Origin of the sequence: Dickeya chrysanthemi NCPPB 402, from assembly GCF_000406105.1 — a bacterium.
In the GTDB taxonomy this organism is placed as follows: domain Bacteria; phylum Pseudomonadota; class Gammaproteobacteria; order Enterobacterales; family Enterobacteriaceae; genus Dickeya; species Dickeya chrysanthemi.
Genome location: NZ_CM001974.1, coordinates 4,300,569 through 4,323,167 on the forward strand (window position 1 = coordinate 4,300,569; position 22,599 = coordinate 4,323,167).

The window sequence follows — 22,599 nt, forward strand, 5'->3', positions numbered from 1 at the left end:
CTGTTGCCGTGTCAGTGGGGTCGCATTATAGGGAGTTCTTCGCAGGCCGCAACCGGTATTTTTGATTAAATCGCGCGTTCGCTGCATTCCACAGCAAAAGCGCCGCTTATACCTTATTTTGCACAGAGTTATCCACAAGACAGCCATTTTTTGAAATTTGGCGAGCATCACGCAAACGTTTTCGCTACAATTCCCCCCCTGATGAAAATGACGCAGATCTGTGGGTACGTTAGCTGAATATTGGCGACTCAATCCGTATTTTTCTTTATATGACCGCCACTATTCACGTAACGCTCTTTAAAGTAAGAACCTAAGTCAGGGGATCAAACCATCATGCAACAACGTCGTCCTATCCGTCGTGCTTTGCTCAGCGTATCTGACAAAGCCGGTATCGTTGAATTTGCCCAGTCGCTGTCACAGCGTGGCATTGAACTGCTCTCAACCGGCGGTACTGCACGCCTGCTTGCCAATGCCGGGCTGCCGGTGACGGAGGTTTCCGATTACACCGGTTTTCCTGAAATGATGGATGGACGCGTCAAAACCCTGCATCCCAAAGTGCATGGCGGCATTCTGGGCCGTCGCGGTCAGGATGATGCCGTCATGACCCAGCACAATATCCAGCCGATCGACATGGTGGTCGTCAATCTCTATCCGTTCGCCCAGACCGTCGCCAAAGCCGACTGTACGCTGGAAGACGCAGTGGAAAATATCGATATCGGCGGCCCGACCATGGTGCGCTCGGCGGCCAAGAACCATAATGATGTGGCTATCGTGGTTAAAAGCAGCGACTACACGGCGATCATTGCCGAGATGGATGCCAATGAAGGTTCTCTGACTTACGAAACCCGCTTTGACCTGGCCATTAAGGCATTCGAACATACCGCCGCTTACGACAGCATGATCGCCAACTATTTCGGCAGCAAGGTTCCTGCTTACCACGGCGAAACGACTCAGCCCTCTGGTCGCTTCCCGCGCACGCTGAATCTGAATTTCATCAAAAAGCAGGATATGCGCTACGGCGAGAACAGCCACCAGCAAGCCGCCTTCTATATAGAAGAGACCGTCGCCGAGGCTTCGGTAGCGACTGCTCAACAACTGCAGGGCAAGGCACTTTCCTACAATAACATCGCCGATACCGACGCTGCGCTGGAGTGTGTAAAAGAGTTCGTTGAACCGGCCTGCGTCATCGTTAAGCACGCCAACCCTTGCGGCGTGGCGATCGGCGAGTCGATTCTGGACGCCTATGAGCGCGCCTATAAAACCGACCCGACCTCGGCATTCGGCGGCATCATCGCCTTTAACCGCGAGTTGGATGAAGCGACTGCGCAAGCCATTATCAGCCGTCAGTTTGTGGAGGTGATCATTGCCCCTTCCGCCAGCGAAGCCGCGCTGAAAGTTACCGCCGCTAAACAGAACGTACGCGTACTGACCTGCGGCCAATGGCAACAACGTGCTCCCGGGCTGGATTTCAAACGCGTCAACGGCGGCCTGCTGGTGCAGGATCGCGATTTAGGTATGGTGGACGCCGCTCAACTGCGCGTGGTTACCGAGCGTCAGCCGACGGAAGCCGAGCTGCGCGATGCCCTGTTCTGCTGGAAAGTCGCGAAGTTCGTTAAATCCAACGCGATTGTTTATGCACGCGATAACATGACTATCGGTATCGGCGCCGGTCAGATGAGCCGCGTTTACTCTGCCAAGATAGCGGGTATCAAGGCTGCCGACGAAGGATTGGAAGTGAAAGGTTCCGTGATGGCATCCGACGCGTTCTTCCCGTTCCGTGATGGTATCGACGCCGCCGCCGCCGTTGGTATCACTTGCGTCATTCAGCCTGGCGGTTCTATTCGTGATGATGAAGTCATCGCCGCCGCCAACGAACACGGCATTGCGATGTTGTTTACCGACATGCGCCACTTCCGTCACTAACTCGGGACTATAACGATGAATATCTTAATTATTGGTAATGGCGGCCGCGAGCACGCACTGGCCTGGAAAGCGGCACAATCGCCACTGGCCGATAAAGTATACGTCGCGCCGGGTAACGCAGGAACAGCACTGGAACCCGCGCTGGAAAACGTGAATATTGCCGCAACAGACATCCCGGCACTGCTGGATTTCGCTCGCCAGAACGCGATTGGCCTGACCATCGTGGGTCCGGAAGCGCCGTTGGTCATTGGTGTGGTAGACGCTTTCCGCGCAGCAGGTCTGAAGATTTTCGGCCCGACGCAAGCCGCCGCGCAGTTGGAAGGCTCCAAAGCTTTTACCAAGGATTTTCTGGCTCGCCAGCGTATTCCAACAGCGGAATATCAGAACTTCACCGAGATTGAACCGGCACTGGACTACATCCGTCGCAAAGGCGCGCCGATTGTTATCAAAGCCGATGGTCTGGCAGCCGGCAAAGGCGTGATTGTTGCCATGACGCTGGAAGAAGCGGAAAACGCTGCTACCGATATGCTGGCAGGCAATGCGTTTGGCGATGCCGGTCACCGTATCGTGGTCGAAGAGTTTCTGGATGGCGAAGAAGCCAGCTTCATTGTCATGGTGGATGGCGAGCACGTGCTGCCGATGGCCACCAGCCAGGATCACAAACGTGTAGGTGACCAGGATTCCGGTCCTAACACCGGTGGCATGGGCGCTTACTCGCCTGCGCCGGTGGTGACGGATGATGTCCACCAGCGGGTAATGGACCAGATTATTTGGCCAACCGTACGCGGCATGGCAGCCGAAGGCAACGTCTATACCGGGTTCCTGTACGCAGGTCTGATGATTTCCCCGGACGGTCAGCCGAAGGTGATCGAATTCAACTGCCGCTTCGGTGATCCGGAAACCCAGCCAATCATGCTGCGTCTGAAATCCGACCTGGTGGAACTCTGTTTAGCCGCTTGCGACGGCAAACTGGATGAGAAAACTTCTGACTGGGATGCTCGCCCGTCATTAGGTGTAGTACTGGCCGCCGGCGGCTACCCAGGCGATTACCGCACCGGCGATATCATTTCCGGCTTGCCGACACAGGATGCAGCCGACGGCAAAGTGTTCCATGCCGGCACCAAACTGAACGGCAGTGATGTGGTCACCAACGGTGGGCGTGTATTGTGCGTGACGGCGCTGGGCCACAGCGTAGCCGAAGCGCAGCAACGCGCCTACGAGCTGGCTAAACCCATCCATTGGGAAGGCAGCTTCTGCCGCAGCGATATTGGCTATCGTGCCATTGCTCGCGAACAGAAAGCCTGACGATAGCGTTCAGAGCCAGCATCAACAAGGGGCCATGCCTGACCGGCTGGCCCCTTGTTTCTTGTTTGCCGCTCATACTCTTCTCTGATTACCACGTTTCGGCGGTTGGCTCCCAGCGACAGAAATCCGCCTCTGCCGCCTGCAACAATTGTGTGCCTTCCGGCGACACCAGCCAGGCCACGCTGAGCTGTCCGGCGGCGCGTTCGTTCTGCTGGGCGATCCAGGCCAGCGAAGAGCGATCCAGATCCGGGCGCACCGTTTGCCCACTGCACGTAATCACCTGCCCGGCGTTCCAACGCCCCTGCATCAGAGACACTTTACCTGCACGCAGAGAATCACTCAGCGCCAGTAAACGTCGTGCATCGAACTGATACAAGGCTATCTCGTCTTCCGACAGCGATTCCCGCCGGTCCGGCAACTGGCGCTGCATATAGCTCACGGTTCCGTCCTGATCAAAACGCAGCCTGACCTCATCCTGTGACGACACGGAAGTGGTCTGCTGGACTTCTCGCAACGTCCCTTGCAGGAAACGGTAACGCGTTATGCGAACCTCTTTCCCTTGCAATGGGCTGAATGCCGTCACCAGCGTGGTGAGATGCGGCTGCGCGTCGTCCTTACGCCACAAGCGCACCACACCGCGGTCGGCCAGATAACCGCTGGCGTACACGGCAGGCGTCGGCGGCTGAAAGCTACAGGCGCTCAGTAAGCACGCCAGCGAGGGAACGACAAACCGGAGATGCCGCCTGAAGAAAAGCAAAAGGGGCGAAATCGCCCCTCTGCTTAAACCTTGTATCAGCATGCGCTTATTTAACAGCGTCTTTCAATGCCTTGCCGGACACAAACGCGGGCACATTAGCAGCAGCGATTTTGATTTCTTTACCAGTCTGCGGGTTGCGGCCAGTGCGCTCATTACGATGATTGACTTTGAAAGTACCGAAACCAACCAATTGTACTGCATCACCTTCTTTCAGAGACTCAGTAATCGCCGCCAGAGTAGCTTCCAGAGCAGCTTTAGCCTGGGTCTTGGAAAGGTCAGCTTTGTCAGCAATTACATCAATCAGTTGAGTCTTATTCATAAGTTATCCTTACAGTGTGTTTATCGCTTGCTAAGCATCGAGTGCGACGGATATGCCATCTCCCGTCATACTTCGAGCCACAGGTGCGTTGGCTTCCTCGCTCACCCCATCGACTTACTCAAGTAAGCTCGCGGGGGTTCGCTGCGTTGCCGCCTTCCTGCAACTCGAATTATTTAGGGTGTAGTAGCACTCTCCTGCATACACGCACCGACAGCCACTTTTATTACGCCCCCCAAATGTAGACCAGACAGGGTGCGGATGTGAAGCCTAAAGACAGGCCAATTCAGGCCTTAAATCACGTTTTATCGCGTTATTGATACAAATTTATCCCAATGTTGCTGACTCCGGCCTCGCGCAGGTCGGCGCGCAGACCTTTTATCAGATCGACATCGCGTTCTTCGCAGTCGGCCAGCAGGCGGAAAATCTCCCACTGAATGTCCCATTCTTCTTCAACGGCGGGCAGAACTTTCAACTCTTCATCGGTCATTTCACGACCTGCCTGCGTCATTTCCAGCATCGCTACGGTACGAATCGAGGTTTCGCTAACGGTTACCGCATGTTCCAGCGTTTCACCGCTCAAACGCGAGTGCAGCAGTTCACTCAAGGCAACGCAGGCGTCAATAGCAGGGTATACGCCATACATATCGTAATCGTCTGCGGCAGGAATCGCATCTTCCAGCTTTTCCAATTGGCTGTCGAAATTGACTTTTGCGTCCTTAACAACCAGCGTTTCCCATACCAAGTCCAGTATACGCCGATAGAGTTGCGCATCTCCAAAATCGGTCTGCCGGCAAAACTCATGGTAATTAGGGTACATACGTTCGCAAAGGCAGGCCATAAAGGTAACATGCTGCCAGCTTTCCAGTTTTTCCAGACGCAAATGAATGGGGTTACGTAACATCGTTTATCTCAATAATAATGGGCGGCAGTGTAACGAAAATCACTAAACCGCCATATACCTGAATTCCTAAAGTTTCCAAGCCGGCATTATCCTACAGCCCGGCCTCGCGTTGCCAGCGTTGAAACGCCGGACGGTTAGACGCCACCGCATCCGCCCAGCGGGTCGGTTCCGGCAGGCGATACCCGCGCATGCAACGCATCACCCACTGCAACGCGCTGTCCATACCGACACGGTGGCCGCTAGAGACAAACAGCGGGTTGCAGCGAGCCTTGCTGCGCCATACCCAGCCAATCGGCTCGTCCTTGTCCAGCAACGGCTGGCGGCTGCCTACTGCTTCCGCCAGCGGCGAAAACTGCCCGCATAACCGGCGCTTGGCAACGCCGATCGTCGGCACATCGACCAACAAGCCAAAATGACTGGCCACCCCCAGACGGCGGGGATGAGATACGCCATGCCCGTCGACAAACAGCAAATCCGGCTGGTGTTGCAACTGTTCCCACGCCGCCAGCAACGCCGGATACTCCCGAAACGACAGAAAGCCGGGGATGTAAGGCATGACAGTCGGAATACGCGCAATCTGGTATTCCACCAGTTGCAGCGACGGATAGGCCAGCACCGCCACCGCAGCACGGGTTACCGCGCCTTCCTGCTCGAAACCGACATCCGCACCGGCAATCAGCACGGGCTGCTCAAAAGGGATATCGTCATGACGAATCACCTGAGCCGCTTTACTGTATTGCTCCGCGCGTAATGCCTGCATATCCATCAGACGATATCCTGATGATAAGGAACAGATAGACGGTGTACCGCCTCAACGAAAACGCCGGCATGTTCCGGCGGCACATCCTGATGAATACCGTGCCCCAGGTTAAACACATGGCCGTTACCCGTGCCGAACCCGGCCAGAATGGTAGCGACTTCCTGCTCGATACGGGCAGGCGGAGCATACAGCATCGACGGGTCCATGTTGCCCTGCAACGCGACCCTGTCTCCGACGCGACGGCGCGCGTCGGCGATATCCGTAGTCCAATCCAGCCCCAACGCATCGCAGCCGGTATCCGCCATGGCTTCCAGCCACTGACCGCCGCCTTTGGTAAACAGCGTCACAGGCACCCGGCGACCGTCGTTTTCACGCAGCAAGCCATCAACAATCTTATGCATATAGTGCAGTGAGAATTCGCGATAATCCGCGCCGCTCAGTGCCCCACCCCAGGTATCGAAAATCATTACCGCCTGCGCCCCGGCTCGAATCTGGGCGTTCAGGTAGAGCGTCACGCTGTCCGCCAGCTTGTCCAGCAACAAATGCAGCGTACGCGGCTCGGCAAACATCATCTTTTTGATCACGGTGAAGGCTTTGCTGCCGCCGCCTTCCACCATATAAGTCGCTAATGTCCACGGACTGCCGGAAAAACCGATCAACGGCACCGCGCCGGCCAGATTGCGACGAATCGTCCGCACCGCGTTCATCACGTAACCCAGCTCCAGTTCCGGGTCCGGCACCGCCAGCTTGGCTACGTCGGCATGGCAGGTCACCGGCGAGGTAAAACGCGGCCCTTCACCCGCCTCGAAATAGAGCCCCAGCCCCATGGCGTCCGGTACGGTGAGAATATCGGAAAACAGGATAGCGGCATCAAGGTTATAGCGACGCAGTGGCTGTAGCGTGACCTCACAGGCCAGTTCGGCATTTTTGCACAGCGACATGAAATCGCCGGCTTGCGAGCGAGTCGCACGGTACTCCGGCAGATAACGCCCTGCCTGACGCATCATCCATACCGGAGTCACATCCACGGGCTGGCGCAACAGCGCACGCAAATAGCGATCATTTTTCAGGTCAGTCATGGTTTTTTCCTTGTAACGCCTGCGTGCAGGCATGATTGTCGCTGGCGACAGCCGATTAACGATCGGCCTCGCGGCACAGTACTACCGTGTCTTCAATCAGACGCCGGGCTACCGTACCCGGCGGCGGCAATTCCGGCAAGCGATCGTAACGGAACCAGTCGGCATCCCGCAGCTCAGACGGGTCAGGCTTCACCTCACCCCCGTCATAATCGGCCATGAACGCCATCATTAACGAGTGCGGGAATGGCCACGGCTGAGAACTGACATAACGCAGGTTTTTGACGCGGATACTGCTCTCCTCCATCACTTCCCGCGCTACCGCTTGCTCCAGCGTTTCACCCACCTCCACAAACCCGGCCAGCGTAGTGTACATATTGCCCTTGTGGCGCAGATGCTGCGCCAGCAAAATCTTATCGTGATCGCGGATTGCCACAATCACACAAGGAGCGATTTGCGGGTAATAGCGTTCCTTGCAGTGGGGGCACAAGCAGGCCAATTCGGTGGTGCTGGCCGTCATTTCATGACCGCAGTAGCCGCAAAACCGGTGCGAACGATAGAATTCCGCCAGTTGTACGGCGCGGCCCGCCAACTGGAATAGTCCGGCATCCTGACTCAACAGTTGACGCACCGATCCCATGTCGCCGGCTTTATCCTGCAACACCAGCCAAACCGGCTCCCCCTGCCATTCTCCGACCTGACGGGCAGACAACTGCTGCAACTGCCACTGCGCTGCCGTTCCTCGTGGTAACTCACCCTGAGGCAACCAGATCTGCTGGCGGTGATATACCACCCACCATCCGCTTTCTTCACCCTTCAGCGTCAATTCCATCTCTTTTATCGCCCCGCTTATTACCAGATTGGCATTTTACGACTATGGTTATAAATGATTGTCTTTATCAATAATGATACGGCTTACCGTCATCATCCTAATCGATACCCGGAGTCAACCATGCTGAAACAGTTACAACGCCTGACGGAGGACGTTGGCGGCCGCTACGCCTTGATTGATCAATGGCTACAGGCCCGCAAACATCTCTTGCTGGCCTATTACCACCTGCTCAGCATTCAGACAGGGCAAACACCGGCAGCCCAGACGCTGGATGGGTTTTGCCATCATCTGGTCGACTATTTGTCCGTCGGACATTTCCATGTCTACGAACGTATGTTGCAGGAAAGCGCCATGCTGAACGAGAGAAAGCTGACGCTGGCGTCGCACTTCGATATGGCGCTGCGCAGTAATACCCAGCAAATCATGGATATTTACGATAGCCATCTGGCGTTTTTCATCGAGCCGGCCGACAGTCTGGCATTCCGTCAGGCATTATCCGGCGTGGGTGAAGCCTTGGCAATGCGCTTCACCCTCGAAAACAGCTTGATCCGGCTGATGTTCGATCATTGACGGCACACCGTCATCGCGCATAGAGTGTTTGTGTTTTAGTTCGCCCCGTGAAGGGGCCCTATCTTGTCGGAGTGCCCAACACGCCTGATGGCGCGTGGGCTGAGACCGTTCATTCGGGATCCGCGGAACCTGATCAGGTTAATACCTGCGAAGGGAACAAGAGTAATGATATCGCCACCCCGGCATCCATTCAGGGTGTCTGCGCAACAGTCAGGGCAACACGCCTGATGCCGTTGCCAGCCCGCATCCGGCGATTACTCCCTCCGAACTCCAGACAAGCAATTTTTCCTTCTAAACGAACAGGAACTTGCTATGTCTACAGAACCAACCCAGTCTACGGAACAGAATGCTTCCGGCGAAAAAAAATCCTCCGGTCGTCGCGAACAACGCGCCGCGGCACAGCAATTTATCGACACGCTGCGCGGCTCGACCTTTCCTAACTCGCAGCGCATTTACCTGACCGGCTCACACCCGGACATTCGCGTGCCGATGCGAGAAATTCAGCTAAGCCCGACGCTGGTCGGCGGCAATCGCGACAACCCACGCTATGAAGCCAACGAGGCCATACCGGTCTATGATACCGCCGGACCGTATGGCGACCCTGCCGTCACCCCCGACGTACACCGCGGGCTCAGTAAACTGCGCGCCGGCTGGATTGCGGAACGCGACGATACCGAAACCTTACCGCGCGTCAGTTCCGGCTTTACCCAGCAACGGCTGGCGGATATCGGCCTCGACCACCTGCGTTTTGAACATCTGCCACAGCCTAAGCGCGCCAAAGCGGGTCACCGCGTCACCCAGTTGCACTACGCCCGCCAGGGCATCATCACGCCGGAAATGGAATTCATCGCCATCCGTGAAAACATGGGGCGCGAACGTATTCGCGGCGAGGTACTGCGCCGGCAGCATCCGGGCCACAGTTTCGGCGCGCTGCTGCCGGACAACATCACGCCGGAATTCGTGCGTCAGGAGGTCGCGGCCGGGCGTGCGATTATCCCCGCCAACATTAATCACCCTGAATCGGAACCGATGATCATCGGTCGTAATTTTCTGGTGAAGGTGAACGCGAATATCGGCAACTCCGCCGTGACTTCCTCCATCGAAGAAGAGGTCGAGAAACTGGTATGGGCCACGCGCTGGGGGGCAGACACCGTGATGGACTTATCCACCGGGCGCTATATTCATGAAACCCGCGAGTGGATCTTGCGCAACAGCCCGGTGCCGATCGGCACGGTGCCTATCTATCAGGCGCTGGAAAAGGTCAACGGCATCGCGGAAAACCTCACCTGGGAACTGTTCCGCGACACCTTGCTGGAACAGGCGGAACAAGGGGTCGATTACTTCACCATCCATGCCGGTGTGTTGTTGCGCTATGTGCCGATGACCGCCAAACGCCTGACCGGCATTGTGTCGCGCGGCGGCTCCATCATGGCGAAATGGTGCCTGTCGCACCATCAGGAAAACTTCCTCTACCAACATTTCCGTGAAATCTGCGAAATCTGCGCCGCCTATGACGTCGCCCTGTCACTGGGTGATGGCCTGCGCCCCGGCTCGATTCAGGATGCCAATGACGAAGCGCAGTTCGCCGAACTGCACACGCTGGGCGAGCTGACTAAAATCGCCTGGGAATACGACGTACAGGTGATGATCGAAGGCCCCGGTCATGTGCCGATGCAGATGATCCGCCGTAACATGACCGAAGAGCTGGAGCACTGCCACGAGGCGCCGTTCTACACTCTTGGCCCGCTCACCACCGACATCGCGCCCGGCTACGACCACTTCACCTCCGGCATCGGCGCGGCGATGATCGGCTGGTTCGGCTGCGCCATGCTGTGCTACGTCACCCCGAAAGAGCATTTGGGACTGCCGAACAAGAACGACGTCAAACAGGGGCTGATCGCCTACAAGATCGCCGCTCATGCCGCCGATTTGGCGAAGGGCCACCCCAGCGCGCAGATCCGCGATAACGCCATGTCCAAGGCACGTTTTGAATTCCGCTGGGAAGATCAATTCAATCTGGCGTTGGACCCGGAAACCGCCCGTGCCTACCACGACGAAACCCTGCCGCAGGAATCCGGCAAAGTGGCGCATTTCTGCTCGATGTGCGGGCCGAAATTCTGTTCAATGAAGATCACGCAGGAAGTGCGCGATTACGCAGCCCGTCAGGAAGCGCAACCGATCGACGTCGGTATGGCGCAGATGTCCGCCGAATTCCGCGCCCGCGGCAGCGAGCTGTACCACACCGCCACCAGCCTGCCGCAGGAGGAACGCTGATGAAACGCGCTTTTCCCACCACCGATGCCCGGCTGGGGCTCTATCCGGTGGTCGATAGCGTAGCGTGGATTGAACGCCTGCTGGATGCGGGGGTTCGTACCCTCCAGCTACGCATCAAAGACCAGCCGGCAGAGCAGGCCGAGCCTGACATTATCCGGGCGATTGCCCTTGGCCGCCAGTATCAGGCGCGGCTGTTCATCAACGACTACTGGCAACTGGCCGTGAAACACCAGGCTTATGGCGTACATCTCGGGCAGGAAGACCTCGATACGGCCGATCTGGACGCGATTCGCGCCGCCGGGTTACGTCTGGGCGTTTCTACCCATGACGACGCCGAACTGGCGCGTGCCGTTGCCCTCGCACCGTCTTACATCGCGCTTGGCCATATCTTTCCCACCCAAACGAAAGCGATGCCATCAGCACCGCAGGGGTTGGTCGAGCTGGCCCGCCATATCCGCACGCTGGACGGACGCTTTCCCACCGTCGCTATCGGCGGCATCAGCATTGACCGGGTACCGGCGGTACTGGAAACCGGGGTCGGCAGCATCGCCGTGGTCAGCGCCATCACACAGGCCACTGACTGGCGCGCCGCTACCGCGACGTTGCTGCGCTTAATTGAAGGACGGGAGGCGTAACATGCTCGATGATCAGGCATTTATGCGCTACAGCCGCCAGTTACTGCTGGAAGATATCGGTCAGGAAGGGCAACAGAAACTGACGAACTCCCGCGTATTACTGGTCGGGTTGGGCGGGCTGGGCTCGCCGGCAGCGCTCTATCTGGCGGCGGCTGGGGTCGGTACGCTGCTGCTGGCGGACCACGACACCCTGCACATCTCCAACCTGCAACGGCAGATTCTCTACCGCAACGCAGACCTGTCGCACCCCAAAGCGGTGTTGGCCCGCCACGCGCTGGAAGCCATCAATCCACGGGTGAAAACCGTCGCACTGACCACCCGGCTTGAAGGCGAATCGCTGGCAACCGCGGTGGCGCAGGCCGATCTGGTGCTGGACTGTTGCGACAACATGACTACCCGCCACGCGGTCAACGCCGCCTGCGTCGCGGCGCAAAAACCGCTGATCAGCGCCAGCGCGGTAGGGTTCAGCGGGCAGTTGCTGGTGCTGACGCCGCCTTACCCGCACGGCTGCTACGCCTGCCTCTACCCGGACGCCACGGAACCCCAACGCAACTGTCGCACCGCCGGCGTACTCGGCCCGGTGGTCGGTGTGATGGGCACCTTACAGGCGCTGGAAGCGATCAAATTACTGTGTGGATTACCCTCACCACTGGACGGCAAGTTACGGCTGTTCGATGCACGCCAGCAGCAATGGACCACGCTGCAACTGACGCGCTCGGCCACCTGCCCGGTATGCGGAGGGCAGGCATGAAGATCCGGCTTAACGATGAGGTTATCGAACTGCAGAACGGGCTGACCGTGGAACAGCTACTTGAGCAGTTGAACCGGCTACAACCCGGCACGGCGCTGGCCGTCAATCAAACCATCATCCCGCGTGACAACTGGGCGCAACAGGCCGTACAGGATGGTGATGACATTTTATTGTTTCAGGCAATCGCAGGAGGTTGAGATGCTGAAGATTGCAGATACGACGTTGACCTCCCGGTTATTTACCGGGACCGGAAAATTTGCCAGTGCGCAACTGATGCAAGATGCCCTGCACGCCAGCGGCTCACAACTGGTTACGCTGGCGATGAAACGGGTGGATTTGAAAGGCGGCAGCGATGCCATTCTGGCGCCGCTGCGCGAGCTGGGCGTACATCTGTTGCCGAATACCTCCGGCGCTAAAACCGCCGCGGAAGCGGTATTCGCCGCCCGTCTGGCACGCGAAGCGTTGGGCACGCACTGGGTGAAACTGGAAATCCACCCGGACATGAAATACCTGCTGCCTGACCCGGTGGAAACGCTAAAAGCCGCCGAGCAACTGGTGAAAGACGGCTTTGTGGTCTTGCCTTACTGCGGCGCCGACCCGGTACTGTGTAAGCGACTGGAGGACGCGGGTTGTGCCGCGGTGATGCCACTCGGTGCGCCCATTGGCTCCAATCAAGGGCTGCAAACACGCGATTTCCTGCGCATCATCATCGAACAGGCGCGGGTACCGGTGGTGGTGGACGCCGGTATCGGTGCGCCCAGCCACGCCGCGGAAGCCATCGAACTGGGCGCTGATGCCGTGCTGGTCAACACCGCTATCGCCGTGGCGCGCGACCCGGTGCAAATGGCGCACGCCTTTCGGCTGGCGGTGGACGCCGGGGCGCTCGCCCGCCAGGCCGGTCTGGGCAGCCGCCGGCACATCGCCAGCGCCACCAGCCCGCTGACCGGCTTTTTGCATCGGACGGAGGCCATCAACTGATGAACGCTCACTCTCAGCCGTCGTTTGAACAACACTGGCAACAGCTGGAATGGCACGACCTGACGCTACGCATCAACAGCAAAACCGACGCCGACGTAGAACGGGCGTTATGCGCGGATCGACTCACGCGCGACGATATGATGGCGCTGCTGTCGCCCGCCGCCAGCCGCTGGCTGGAACCGCTGGCGCAACGGGCGCAACAGTTAACGCGCCAGCGCTTCGGCAACACCGTGAGTTTCTACGTACCGCTGTATCTCTCCAACTTGTGTGCCAACGACTGTACCTATTGCGGTTTTTCCATGAGCAACCACCTCAAACGCAAAACGCTGGACGAACAGGAGATCCTGCGCGAGTGCGAGGCGATCAAGTCGCTGGGATTCGATCACCTGCTATTGGTGACCGGCGAACACCAACGCAAAGTGGGGATGGACTATTTTCGCCAGATGCTGCCGCTGATTCGCCCGCAGTTCAGTTCAGTGATGATGGAGGTGCAGCCGCTGTCGCAAGCGGAGTACGCCGAGTTGAAAACCCTCGGGCTGGATGGGGTCATGGTGTATCAGGAAACCTATCACGCGGCGACCTACGCCCGCCATCACCTGCACGGCCACAAGCAGGATTTCGCCTGGCGGCTGGCGACGCCGGACAGGCTGGGGCGCGCCGGTATCGACAAGATCGGGCTGGGGGCGTTGATCGGGCTGTCCGACAGTTGGCGTACCGACTGCTATATGGTGGCCGAGCACCTGCTGTATTTGCAGCAAACGTACTGGCAGAGCCGCTATTCGGTGTCGTTCCCGCGCCTGCGCCCTTGTGCCGGCGGCATCGAACCGGCTTCGCTGATGGATGAGGCGCAACTGATGCAGGTGATCTGCGCCTTCCGGCTACTGGCACCCGATGTGGAACTGTCGCTCTCTACCCGCGAGTCGCCGTTCTTCCGCGACCACATGATCCCGATCGCCATCAACAACGTCAGCGCGTTTTCCAAAACCCAACCGGGCGGCTACGCCGACGATCATCCGGAACTGGAACAATTCACCCCGCACGATAACCGCCGCCCGCAAGCGGTGGCCGATGCCCTGACTCAGGCCGGGCTGCAACCGGTGTGGAAAGACTGGGACGGTTATCTGGGAAGGCCAGACGTCAACTAAACGCCACAGGGGATCGTCACTGTGCGGCGATCTCACCCACACAACGCGGTCACGGGAAGATCAGGCGAAAATCGATCTTCCCGATCCTTCCATTGCACAGTTTGCAACGACACGCAGCATCGACAAGGCGGCTATTCATACCAGCGTTGCTTGCGTTCCCGCCATTAACATGTGCTCGACAGTTGATCCAATGGTCGCCACCGCCTGCTCTATTCTGGCTGCCATCGGCATAACACAGCTCATGCGTATACCATGACGGTACTTGCCGGAAGCAGAAAATAATGCGCCTTCTGCGATATAAATTTTGTGTTCCTTCAACTGCTGACACAATTGTACACCGTCAAAAGATTCCGGCATTTCCACCCATAACACAAAGCCTCCCTTCGGCCGACTGACGCAGATAGTCTCCGGGAAATAGCGACGCACCCAACAGGCGAACAACTCCAGATTACGCTGATAAATACTGCGCATACGGCGCACATGCGGCTGGTAATACCCTTGCCGGATAAACTCAGCCACCGCCAGTTGTGTACAAACCGTGCTCGACCCGGTACTGGTGTACTTCATATGTAACACCCGGTCGCGATACCGCCCCGGCACTACCCAGCCGACGCGCAGCCCCGGTGCCAGCGTTTTGGAAAACGAACTGCACAGCAACACCCGGCCATCGACATCCATCGACTTCAGCGTGGTCGGCCGCGGGTATTCGTAAGCCAGCTCGCCATACACATCATCTTCGATAATGGCGATGTCATAACGCTGTGCCAGCGTCAGCAGCGCCCGCTTACGATGCGGTGGCATGATGAACCCGAGTGGATTATTACAGCTCGGTACCGTGATCACGGCTTTAATTGGCCACTGATCCAGCGCCAGCTCCAGCGCTTCCAGATTAATACCGGTGGTAAAATCGGTCGGGATCTCAATGACTTTGATATCCAACCCGCACAGGATCTGCAAAATGCCGTGAAAAACCGGCGACTCCACGGCGATGATATCTCCCGGATGCGCCACCGCCCGTACCGCCACCGCCACCGCCTCGGTACATCCGGTCGTGACGACAATGTCCTCCGCCGACAGCTGACAGCCGCTGTCCACCATCAGACGGGCAATCTGTTCTCGCAGTAATATGGAGCCCGCCAAATCGTCATATACGAAAGAAGAAGCCATCTGCTTTTGGCCGATACGTTGCAACTGCTTCCACAACGGCTTCAGCGTACTTTGGGTCAAATCCGGCGAACTGCCGCCCAAAGAGAGTATCTCTGGGTCTTGCCTGGCATTAACCAGCTCCAACACCGCACTCCACTTTTTCACCTCGACCGGGCGTTGCAACGGCTTGCTCATTGCTGGTATCGGCGGCTCGGCTTTACGTGGCCGCACGAAATAACCGGAACGAGGCTGCGGCACGATCAGTTGCTGCTGTTCCAGCAAATAATAAGCTTGTTGCACGGTGCTAATGCTGACGCCATGTTCCTGACTAAGCATCCGTACCGACGGCAGCCGTTCACCGCTACGGTAAAGCCCTTGCTCAATACGTTGCGCCAGTAAGGTAGCCAGATGCTGATATCGCGTCATCGCCGGATCTCCCAATTCATCTTCGTGCAAACCATCTTTGTACCGGTTATTACCATACAGACCGTCATCAAAATCACCATTCAGATCGTCTGCCACGCCATCTGTATTAAAAACAAACCCAAGCACTGCCACTAAAACCATACAGACACACCTGCCATGATGATGTTCAACCATCGCCTGCGGAGAACAATCATGACACCATGCCCGAATCCCAATTTATCGCCCCGTCGTTTCCTATTGCTACGACTGTATCGACGATTGCAATGTCGATACCAGCAACACCAAACACGCCGTATCCTAAATGCACTAAATGACCATCGTCTGCGGGATATTGGTCTGACGCGGGAAGACATTCGGCGACTTTACAAATAATAATTCTGCCAGCGCTGTAGCCCCATTCATCCATTAGCTTCAGTACAACTGATGCTATCTGTGCCTGTTTTCTTTAAACCACGAAGCGGGGAAAGGAAACAGGTACAGATCACACAAAAAACCGTAATTCAGATCGCCCAATCGCATTTCTGTATGCTCAGGATAGCCATTTTCTGCATCTGTATCCTAAAACAGGCCGGCTACACACTATCTCCAGCACAATACACCGGGGATACCACCATGACACAGCCACACCGCCGTTCGAATACCGCCGTCGGCCCGCGTTTCTTCCTTCATCATCTCCGCCAGCGTTGGCGCGCCTGGCGACAGCGGATACAGGCACGAAATGCGCTACGAAAACTAAACAACGATCGGTTGGAGGATATCGGACTCACTCGCCGGGATGTGGACAACTTATGGTAGCAACGAATAAACGCTAGTGAATGGAGCAACGCGGATTCAGGGCAAAAAGATGCGAGACACCACGCAGAAAAAAGCAATCAATACAGAGAGAAAGCGATGGTATGCGTACTGTTGCGCACATCACAGAGTTGCCCGTCGCTATACGGCCGGCCGGTTGTTACAGTGCGCGGGCTGATACAGCCGGAACCGAAGCTTGCCATCGATTCCGCCGCCTCCAGGCCCGCGTGACCGAAGAGAAAACCATGCTGGCTGTCAACATCGTGTCGGGCTACTCGGTTGGGTAGCCCGGCATCGCCCACACAGAAGGCCAGTCTCCCGGCTGCCCGCCGTTACACTCCGGCTGATAATTGTAAGCCACAAGCTGGAAGGTTTTACCGTCAAATACCCACTGTGCGCTTTCACCACAGTCGGCGATACCTCGTCCCTTGGCGGAGTGATATAACATGCCGGTTTCCGGGTCATAGTCCGCTTCGGTAAACCAGCGGATTTTTTCCTCACGGCTTTCCACCGGACGAATAGGCCTGGGTAATTCCAGCAACTGCGCCGCCTGCGGGTTATTGCGCGGCGTAACAAACAGCATACTGGAGGATTGATAAGCCCCCATGCCGCAATTCAACATCACCAGTGCCAGCTCATTGGTCAGCGGTTCAGCCTCACTCAGTTGTCGGGCTTCTTTACTCAACCCGCAGTCTTCCTCTTCCAGCAAGGTTTTTTTAGCATTAACGACACCGTTAATCAGCGCCTTGGCGTTCGCCAGCGGCGGCGGTTGAGTATAGGCAGGGCTGATTTCCTGTCCCACCGGCACCGGCGGCACCTGCGTCACATCACCATTGCCGACCTGCAACAACGCGCTACGGTTATTCAGGCGCCCTTGTCGCTCATCCGCCAACAATAACGCTGCATTCAGGCCGTTAAGCGAGATGGACTCTTCCTGATTATTACTCTGATTGCCGCCATGCTCTGACAGCGACAACCGTTTGGCATTTCTGGCCGCCAGCACAAACTGCTGGATGACATCCAACTGGTCGGTATGGACGTAAAATGCCCCCTCCTCCTCGTCTGTCTGCCAGGCAGGCTGCGCCAGCGGGAAACGGACGCCATCCAGATACAGCGCCTGACGTTTATCAGCCAGATCGAAGTCCAATGAGATTTTCCCCTGAGCGCCCGCTTCGCGCTTTAGCGTCACGCGTAGATACGGATCATTATTTCTGATATCGCAATCATTCAGGTTATTACAGGTTACCTGCCAGTGCCTGAACACCTTCTGCACCGGAACCGGATAACCGGAAGGCATCTCGCCAGCGCTGAATGCACTGCCGGACAGCAAAACCAGAATGATGCCTGAAAGCGCTGTGTTAAATCGCATCGGACATTCCTTATGAAACTGCCATGCTGATGTTATAACGCAATTATGTCTTTTCCCCACATCCAAAAAAACGCTGAAAGCGTTTTTTAACGTCGCCTGCGACGGCCCGCAGGGTGAGTTCCACCGGCAAGGGGGAACGAATCATAAAACGCTGAAAGCGTTTTTTAACGTCGCTTGCGACAGGCTCGGTCGAATGTCACACCAGACTATTGTTAAACCGACACCGACATCAATAAAAGTGCCTCACATGAAATAAGAATATAAAAAAAACCGCACCTTATCGCTAAGGTACGGTTTTTTATTATCGGAGAAAGTGACGATTATTCGTCGTCGCTACCACCCAGACCCGCATTCAGCAGCTCAGCCAGGTTGGCAGAGGCTTCTTCGGCACTCACCTGTGGTGCAGCCGGCTGCTCGCCCGCCTGACGGCGACGCATACGGTCCTGATGATACGCATAACCGGTACCAGCCGGGATCAGTCGACCCACGATGACGTTTTCTTTCAGGCCACGCAGCTCATCACGTTTACCGGCAACCGCCGCTTCCGTCAGTACGCGAGTCGTTTCCTGGAACGACGCCGCGGAAATGAAGGACTCGGTAGCCAGAGACGCTTTGGTGATACCCAGCAGGTCGCGGCTGTAAGTTGCCGCGATCTTGCCGTCCGCTTCCAACTGACGATTGGCGATCTTGATGCGCGACATTTCCACCTGCTCGCCTTCCAGGAACTCGGAACTACCCGGATTGACGATGGTACCTTTACGCAGCATCTGACGAACGATAACTTCGATGTGTTTATCGTTAATCTTAACGCCCTGCAAGCGGTAAACTTCCTGCACTTCGTTGGTGATGTAACGGGTTACCGCGTGTACACCACGCAAGCGCAGAATGTCATGCGGAGATTCCGGACCGTCGGAAATCACATCGCCGCGTTCCACACGCTCACCTTCGAACACGTTGAGCTGACGCCATTTCGGAATCATCTCTTCGTACGGTTCGCTGCCATCAACTGGCGTGATCACCAGACGACGTTTGCCTTTGGTTTCTTTACCGAAGGACACCACGCCGCTGACTTCCGCCAGAATTGCCGGCTCTTTCGGACGACGGGCTTCGAACAGGTCGGCAACGCGCGGCAGACCACCGGTAATATCCTTGGTACCGCCGGATTCCTGCGGAATACGCGCCAGGGTGTCACCCGCACCGATCTGTGCACCGTCTTCCAACTGAACAATTGCTTTGCCCGGCAGGAAGTACTGTGCCGGCATGTCGGTGCCCGGGATCAGTACATCGTTGCCGCTGGCGTCAACGATTTTCAGCGCCGGACGCAGGTCTTTACCACCACCGGTACGTTCCGCACTGTCCAGAACCACGATGGAAGACAGGCCGGTCAGTTCGTCGGTCTGACGCGTAATCGTCTGGCCGTCGATCATGTCGGTAAAGCGAATGCTACCGCCCACTTCGGTGATAACCGGCATGGTATGCGGATCCCAGTTCGCGACGGTTTCACCGCCCGCGACATCGTCACCGTTACCTTTCGCCATCACCGCACCGTAAGGCACTTTATAGCTTTCTTTGGTACGGCCGAATTCGTCGATCAGTTTCAGCTCGGTGTTACGCGAGGTGATGACCAACTTACCGGCGTTGTTCATCACGAACTTGGCATTGCTCAGTCGCAACGTACCCTTGTTTTTCACCTGAATGCTGGACTCGGCTGCCGCACGCGATGCCGCACCACCGATGTGGAACGTACGCATCGTCAGCTGTGTACCCGGCTCACCGATGGACTGTGCCGCGATAACCCCGATAGCCTCACCTTTGTTGATGATGTGGCCACGCGCCAGGTCACGACCGTAGCACTTGGCGCACACGCCGAAGTCGGTTTCACAACCTACGACGGAGCGTACTTTCACGGCATCAACCGAGTTTTCTTCCAACAGGTCACACCATTTCTCGTTCAGCAGCGTATTACGCGGAACCAGAATGTCTGCGGTGCCCGGTTTCAGCACGTCCTCCGCCGTCACACGGCCCAGTACGCGCTCACGCAGCGGCTCTTTCACGTCGCCGCCTTCGATAACCGGCGTCATCATGATGCCTTCGTGGGTGCCGCAATCGTCCTCGGTCACCACCAGATCCTGCGCCACGTCAACCAGACGACGGGTCAGATAACCGGAGTTCGCGGTTTTCAGTGCGGTATCCGCCAGACCTTTACGCGCACCGTGCGTGGAGATGAAGTACTGGAGTACGTTCAGGCCTTCACGGAAGTTCGCGGTGATCGGCGTTTCGATGATGGAGCCATCCGGCTTCGCCATCAGACCACGCATCCCCGCCAGCTGACGAATCTGTGCCGCAGAACCACGCGCACCGGAGTCGGCCATCATAAAGATGCTGTTGAAGGACACCTGTTTCTCTTCTTCGCCGTTACGGTTGATAACGGTTTCGGTAGAGAGGTTTTCCATCATCGCTTTGGCCACGCGCTCGTTCGCCGCAGCCCAGATATCGATAACTTTGTTGTAGCGTTCGCCCGCGGTTACCAGACCAGACTGGAACTGCTCCTGAATCTCGGCGACTTCGGCTTCCGCTTCGCTGATGATTTCCACTTTCTTCGCCGGGATCACCATATCGTCGATACCAACGGAAGAACCGGAACGCGCCGCATAAGCAAAACCGGTGTACATGATCTGGTCGGCGAAAATAACCGTCGGCTTCAGACCCAACACGCGGTAGCAGGTGTTCAGCATCTTGGAAATCGCTTTCTTACCCAGCGCCTGGTTGACGATGGAATAAGGCAGGCCTTTCGGCACGATCATCCACAGAATCGCACGACCGACGGTAGTGTCGATCAGGCTGGTTTTCTGCGTCCACTCGCCCTGCGCATTCTTCTGATGCTCGGTAATACGCACTTTTACCCGCGCATGCAGCGAAGCCAGACCCGCACGATAAATACGTTCTGCTTCTTTCGGGCCGGTCAGCACCATGCCTTCGCCTTTGGCGTTAACACAGTCACGGGTCATGTAGTACAGACCCAACACCACGTCCTGAGACGGAACGATGATCGGCTCACCGTTCGCCGGCGACAGAATGTTGTTGGTGGACATCATCAGCGCACGCGCTTCGAGCTGGGCTTCCAGCGTCAGCGGTACGTGAACAGCCATCTGGTCACCGTCGAAGTCGGCGTTATATGCCGCACACACCAGCGGGTGCAACTGAATCGCTTTACCTTCGATCAGAACCGGTTCAAACGCCTGAATACCCAGACGGTGCAGGGTCGGCGCACGGTTCAGCAGTACCGGGTGCTCGCGGATAACTTCATCCAGAATATCCCATACCACCGCTTCTTCGCGTTCTACCATCTTCTTGGCAGCTTTGATGGTGGTAGCAAGACCACGCAGTTCCAGCTTGCCGTAGATGAACGGTTTGAACAGTTCCAACGCCATTTTTTTCGGCAGACCGCACTGATGCAGACGCAGGTACGGACCTACGGTGATAACGGAACGACCGGAGTAGTCCACGCGCTTACCGAGCAGGTTCTGACGGAAACGACCCTGTTTACCTTTGATCATATCGGCCAAAGATTTCAGCGGACGCTTGTTAGAACCGGTGATGGCACGACCGCGACGGCCGTTATCCAGCAGCGCATCCACCGCTTCCTGCAACATACGTTTTTCGTTACGTACGATGATATCGGGTGCCGCCAGATCCAGCAGACGTTTCAAACGGTTGTTACGGTTGATCACGCGACGATACAGATCGTTCAGATCGGAAGTCGCGAAACGACCGCCATCCAGCGGCACCAGCGGACGCAGGTCCGGCGGCAGCACCGGCAGCACGGTCAGGATCATCCACTCCGGCTTGTTGCCGGACTGCACGAACGCTTCCAGCAGCTTGATGCGCTTAGTCAGTTTTTTGCGTTTGGTCTCGGAGTTGGTTTCGTTCAGCTCTTCGCGCAGCTGTTCGCATTCCTGCTCCAGATCCATGTTTTTCAGCAAAGCCTGGATCGCCTCGGCACCCATTTTGGCGTCGAATTCGTCACCGAACTCTTCCAGCGCATCCAGATACTGCTCTTCGGTCAGGATCTGACGGCGTTCCAGGTTGGTCATCCCACCTTCGACCACCACGTAAGATTCGAAATACAGTACACGTTCGATATCGCGCAGCGGCATATCCAGCAGCAGGCCGATACGGGACGGCAGAGATTTCAGGAACCAGATGTGAGCGGTCGGAGACGCCAGCTCGATGTGGCCCATGCGCTCACGACGCACTTTGGTCTGGGTCACTTCAACGCCGCACTTCTCGCAAATTACGCCACGGTGTTTCAGGCGCTTGTACTTACCACACAAGCACTCATAGTCTTTTACCGGCCCGAAGATACGGGCACAGAACAGACCGTCACGTTCCGGTTTGAACGTACGGTAGTTAATGGTTTCTGGCTTTTTCACTTCACCAAAAGACCAGGAACGGATCATGTCTGGCGAGGCCAGAGCAATTTTGATCGCATCAAACTCTTCGGTTTTAGTTTGCGCTTTCAGAAACTTTAATAAGTCTTTCACGGATTGGCTCCTGTCGGAGTTAGACCTGTCAGGCACCTGAACCCTGCCGTTAACACAGCTCAGGTGCCCCTGTAACGAATGCTCGCGATCGGGCCG

20 protein-coding genes and 1 riboswitch are annotated in these 22,599 nt (G+C 56.8%); of the genes, 11 read left to right on the forward strand and 9 right to left on the reverse strand.

Annotated elements, in window-relative coordinates:
* The first annotated feature begins 333 nt into the window (after positions 1-333).
* Positions 334-1,923: a bifunctional phosphoribosylaminoimidazolecarboxamide formyltransferase/IMP cyclohydrolase gene (gene purH, locus DCH402_RS19040; protein ID WP_040002842.1), complete on the forward strand. Its 1,590-nt coding sequence runs from the start codon at positions 334-336 to the stop codon at positions 1,921-1,923.
* Positions 1,924-1,938: 15 nt separating this feature from the next.
* Positions 1,939-3,228 carry a phosphoribosylamine--glycine ligase gene (gene purD, locus DCH402_RS19045; RefSeq protein WP_040002844.1) on the forward strand — a complete coding sequence of 430 codons (1,290 nt, stop codon included), beginning with the start codon at positions 1,939-1,941 and terminating at the stop codon, positions 3,226-3,228.
* 88 nt (positions 3,229-3,316) lie between these two features.
* Here the strand turns inward: purD and DCH402_RS19050 are convergent, their stop codons facing one another.
* From DCH402_RS19050 to nudC, 6 genes are all read right to left on the reverse strand, one after another.
* Positions 3,317-4,027, reverse strand: coding sequence for a DUF1481 domain-containing protein (locus DCH402_RS19050; protein ID WP_040002845.1), 711 nt, complete (start codon positions 4,025-4,027; stop codon positions 3,317-3,319).
* Positions 4,028-4,031: 4 nt separating this feature from the next.
* The gene (gene hupA, locus DCH402_RS19055) at positions 4,032-4,304 is read right to left on the reverse strand and encodes a nucleoid-associated protein HU-alpha (RefSeq protein WP_012882985.1); all 273 of its coding nucleotides are present in this window, start codon (positions 4,302-4,304) and stop codon (positions 4,032-4,034) included.
* 310 nt (positions 4,305-4,614) lie between these two features.
* A complete protein-coding gene (locus tag DCH402_RS19060) occupies positions 4,615-5,205 on the reverse strand; it encodes a YjaG family protein (RefSeq protein ID WP_040002847.1) in 591 nt (196 codons plus the stop codon).
* Between the two features lie 91 nt (positions 5,206-5,296).
* Positions 5,297-5,971, reverse strand: coding sequence for a deoxyribonuclease V (gene nfi, locus DCH402_RS19065; RefSeq protein ID WP_081642192.1), 675 nt, complete (start codon positions 5,969-5,971; stop codon positions 5,297-5,299).
* The gene (hemE, locus tag DCH402_RS19070; RefSeq protein ID WP_040002850.1) at positions 5,971-7,044 is read right to left on the reverse strand and encodes a uroporphyrinogen decarboxylase; all 1,074 of its coding nucleotides are present in this window, start codon (positions 7,042-7,044) and stop codon (positions 5,971-5,973) included. Before hemE ends, nfi begins: the two co-directional genes overlap by 1 nt.
* A gap of 55 nt (positions 7,045-7,099) precedes the next feature.
* Positions 7,100-7,873: an NAD(+) diphosphatase gene (gene nudC, locus DCH402_RS19075; protein WP_040002851.1), complete on the reverse strand. Its 774-nt coding sequence runs from the start codon at positions 7,871-7,873 to the stop codon at positions 7,100-7,102.
* Between the two features lie 120 nt (positions 7,874-7,993).
* Between nudC and DCH402_RS19080 the strand changes: the two genes are divergently transcribed.
* From DCH402_RS19080 to thiH, 7 genes are all read left to right on the forward strand, one after another.
* A complete protein-coding gene (locus DCH402_RS19080; RefSeq protein WP_040002853.1) occupies positions 7,994-8,443 on the forward strand; it encodes an Rsd/AlgQ family anti-sigma factor in 450 nt (149 codons plus the stop codon).
* 57 nt (positions 8,444-8,500) lie between these two features.
* Positions 8,501-8,616: riboswitch (TPP riboswitch) on the forward strand.
* A gap of 139 nt (positions 8,617-8,755) precedes the next feature.
* Positions 8,756-10,717 (forward strand): phosphomethylpyrimidine synthase ThiC, encoded by a 1,962-nt coding sequence (gene thiC, locus DCH402_RS19085; protein WP_040002854.1) that lies wholly within the window; start codon positions 8,756-8,758, stop codon positions 10,715-10,717.
* The gene (thiE, locus tag DCH402_RS19090; RefSeq protein ID WP_040002856.1) at positions 10,717-11,352 is read left to right on the forward strand and encodes a thiamine phosphate synthase; all 636 of its coding nucleotides are present in this window, start codon (positions 10,717-10,719) and stop codon (positions 11,350-11,352) included. Before thiC ends, thiE begins: the two co-directional genes overlap by 1 nt.
* Position 11,353: 1 nt before the next feature.
* Positions 11,354-12,103, forward strand: a complete 750-nt coding sequence (locus DCH402_RS19095; RefSeq protein ID WP_040002858.1) for a HesA/MoeB/ThiF family protein — start codon at positions 11,354-11,356, stop codon at positions 12,101-12,103.
* Positions 12,100-12,300: a sulfur carrier protein ThiS gene (gene thiS, locus DCH402_RS19100; protein ID WP_033575462.1), complete on the forward strand. Its 201-nt coding sequence runs from the start codon at positions 12,100-12,102 to the stop codon at positions 12,298-12,300. The genes DCH402_RS19095 and thiS overlap by 4 nt, the downstream gene beginning before the upstream one ends.
* A gap of 1 nt (position 12,301) precedes the next feature.
* On the forward strand, positions 12,302-13,081 hold the full coding sequence (locus tag DCH402_RS19105) for a thiazole synthase (RefSeq protein ID WP_040002860.1): 780 nt from the start codon (positions 12,302-12,304) through the stop codon (positions 13,079-13,081).
* A complete protein-coding gene (gene thiH, locus DCH402_RS19110; RefSeq protein WP_040002861.1) occupies positions 13,081-14,226 on the forward strand; it encodes a 2-iminoacetate synthase ThiH in 1,146 nt (381 codons plus the stop codon). The genes DCH402_RS19105 and thiH overlap by 1 nt, the downstream gene beginning before the upstream one ends.
* 135 nt (positions 14,227-14,361) lie before the next feature.
* On the opposite strand, the gene DCH402_RS19115 is transcribed toward thiH, so the two are convergent.
* A complete protein-coding gene (locus DCH402_RS19115) occupies positions 14,362-15,798 on the reverse strand; it encodes an aminotransferase-like domain-containing protein (protein WP_040003753.1) in 1,437 nt (478 codons plus the stop codon).
* Positions 15,799-15,990: 192 nt separating this feature from the next.
* Here DCH402_RS19115 and DCH402_RS21760 point away from each other — a divergent pair, with 192 nt between their 5' ends.
* Together DCH402_RS21760 and DCH402_RS22680 are read left to right on the forward strand one after the other, a co-directional pair.
* Positions 15,991-16,170, forward strand: coding sequence for a DUF1127 domain-containing protein (locus DCH402_RS21760; RefSeq protein WP_081642226.1), 180 nt, complete (start codon positions 15,991-15,993; stop codon positions 16,168-16,170).
* Between the two features lie 240 nt (positions 16,171-16,410).
* Positions 16,411-16,593, forward strand: coding sequence for a DUF1127 domain-containing protein (locus DCH402_RS22680; protein ID WP_161624086.1), 183 nt, complete (start codon positions 16,411-16,413; stop codon positions 16,591-16,593).
* A 268-nt stretch (positions 16,594-16,861) separates the two neighbouring features.
* On the opposite strand, the gene DCH402_RS19125 is transcribed toward DCH402_RS22680, so the two are convergent.
* Together DCH402_RS19125 and rpoC are read right to left on the reverse strand one after the other, a co-directional pair.
* Complete coding sequence (locus tag DCH402_RS19125) at positions 16,862-17,959, reverse strand: DUF1176 domain-containing protein (RefSeq protein ID WP_040002864.1); 1,098 nt, start codon at positions 17,957-17,959, stop codon at positions 16,862-16,864.
* A 320-nt stretch (positions 17,960-18,279) separates the two neighbouring features.
* Positions 18,280-22,503: a DNA-directed RNA polymerase subunit beta' gene (rpoC, locus tag DCH402_RS19130; protein ID WP_040002865.1), complete on the reverse strand. Its 4,224-nt coding sequence runs from the start codon at positions 22,501-22,503 to the stop codon at positions 18,280-18,282.
* Between the last annotated feature and the right edge of the window lie 96 nt (positions 22,504-22,599).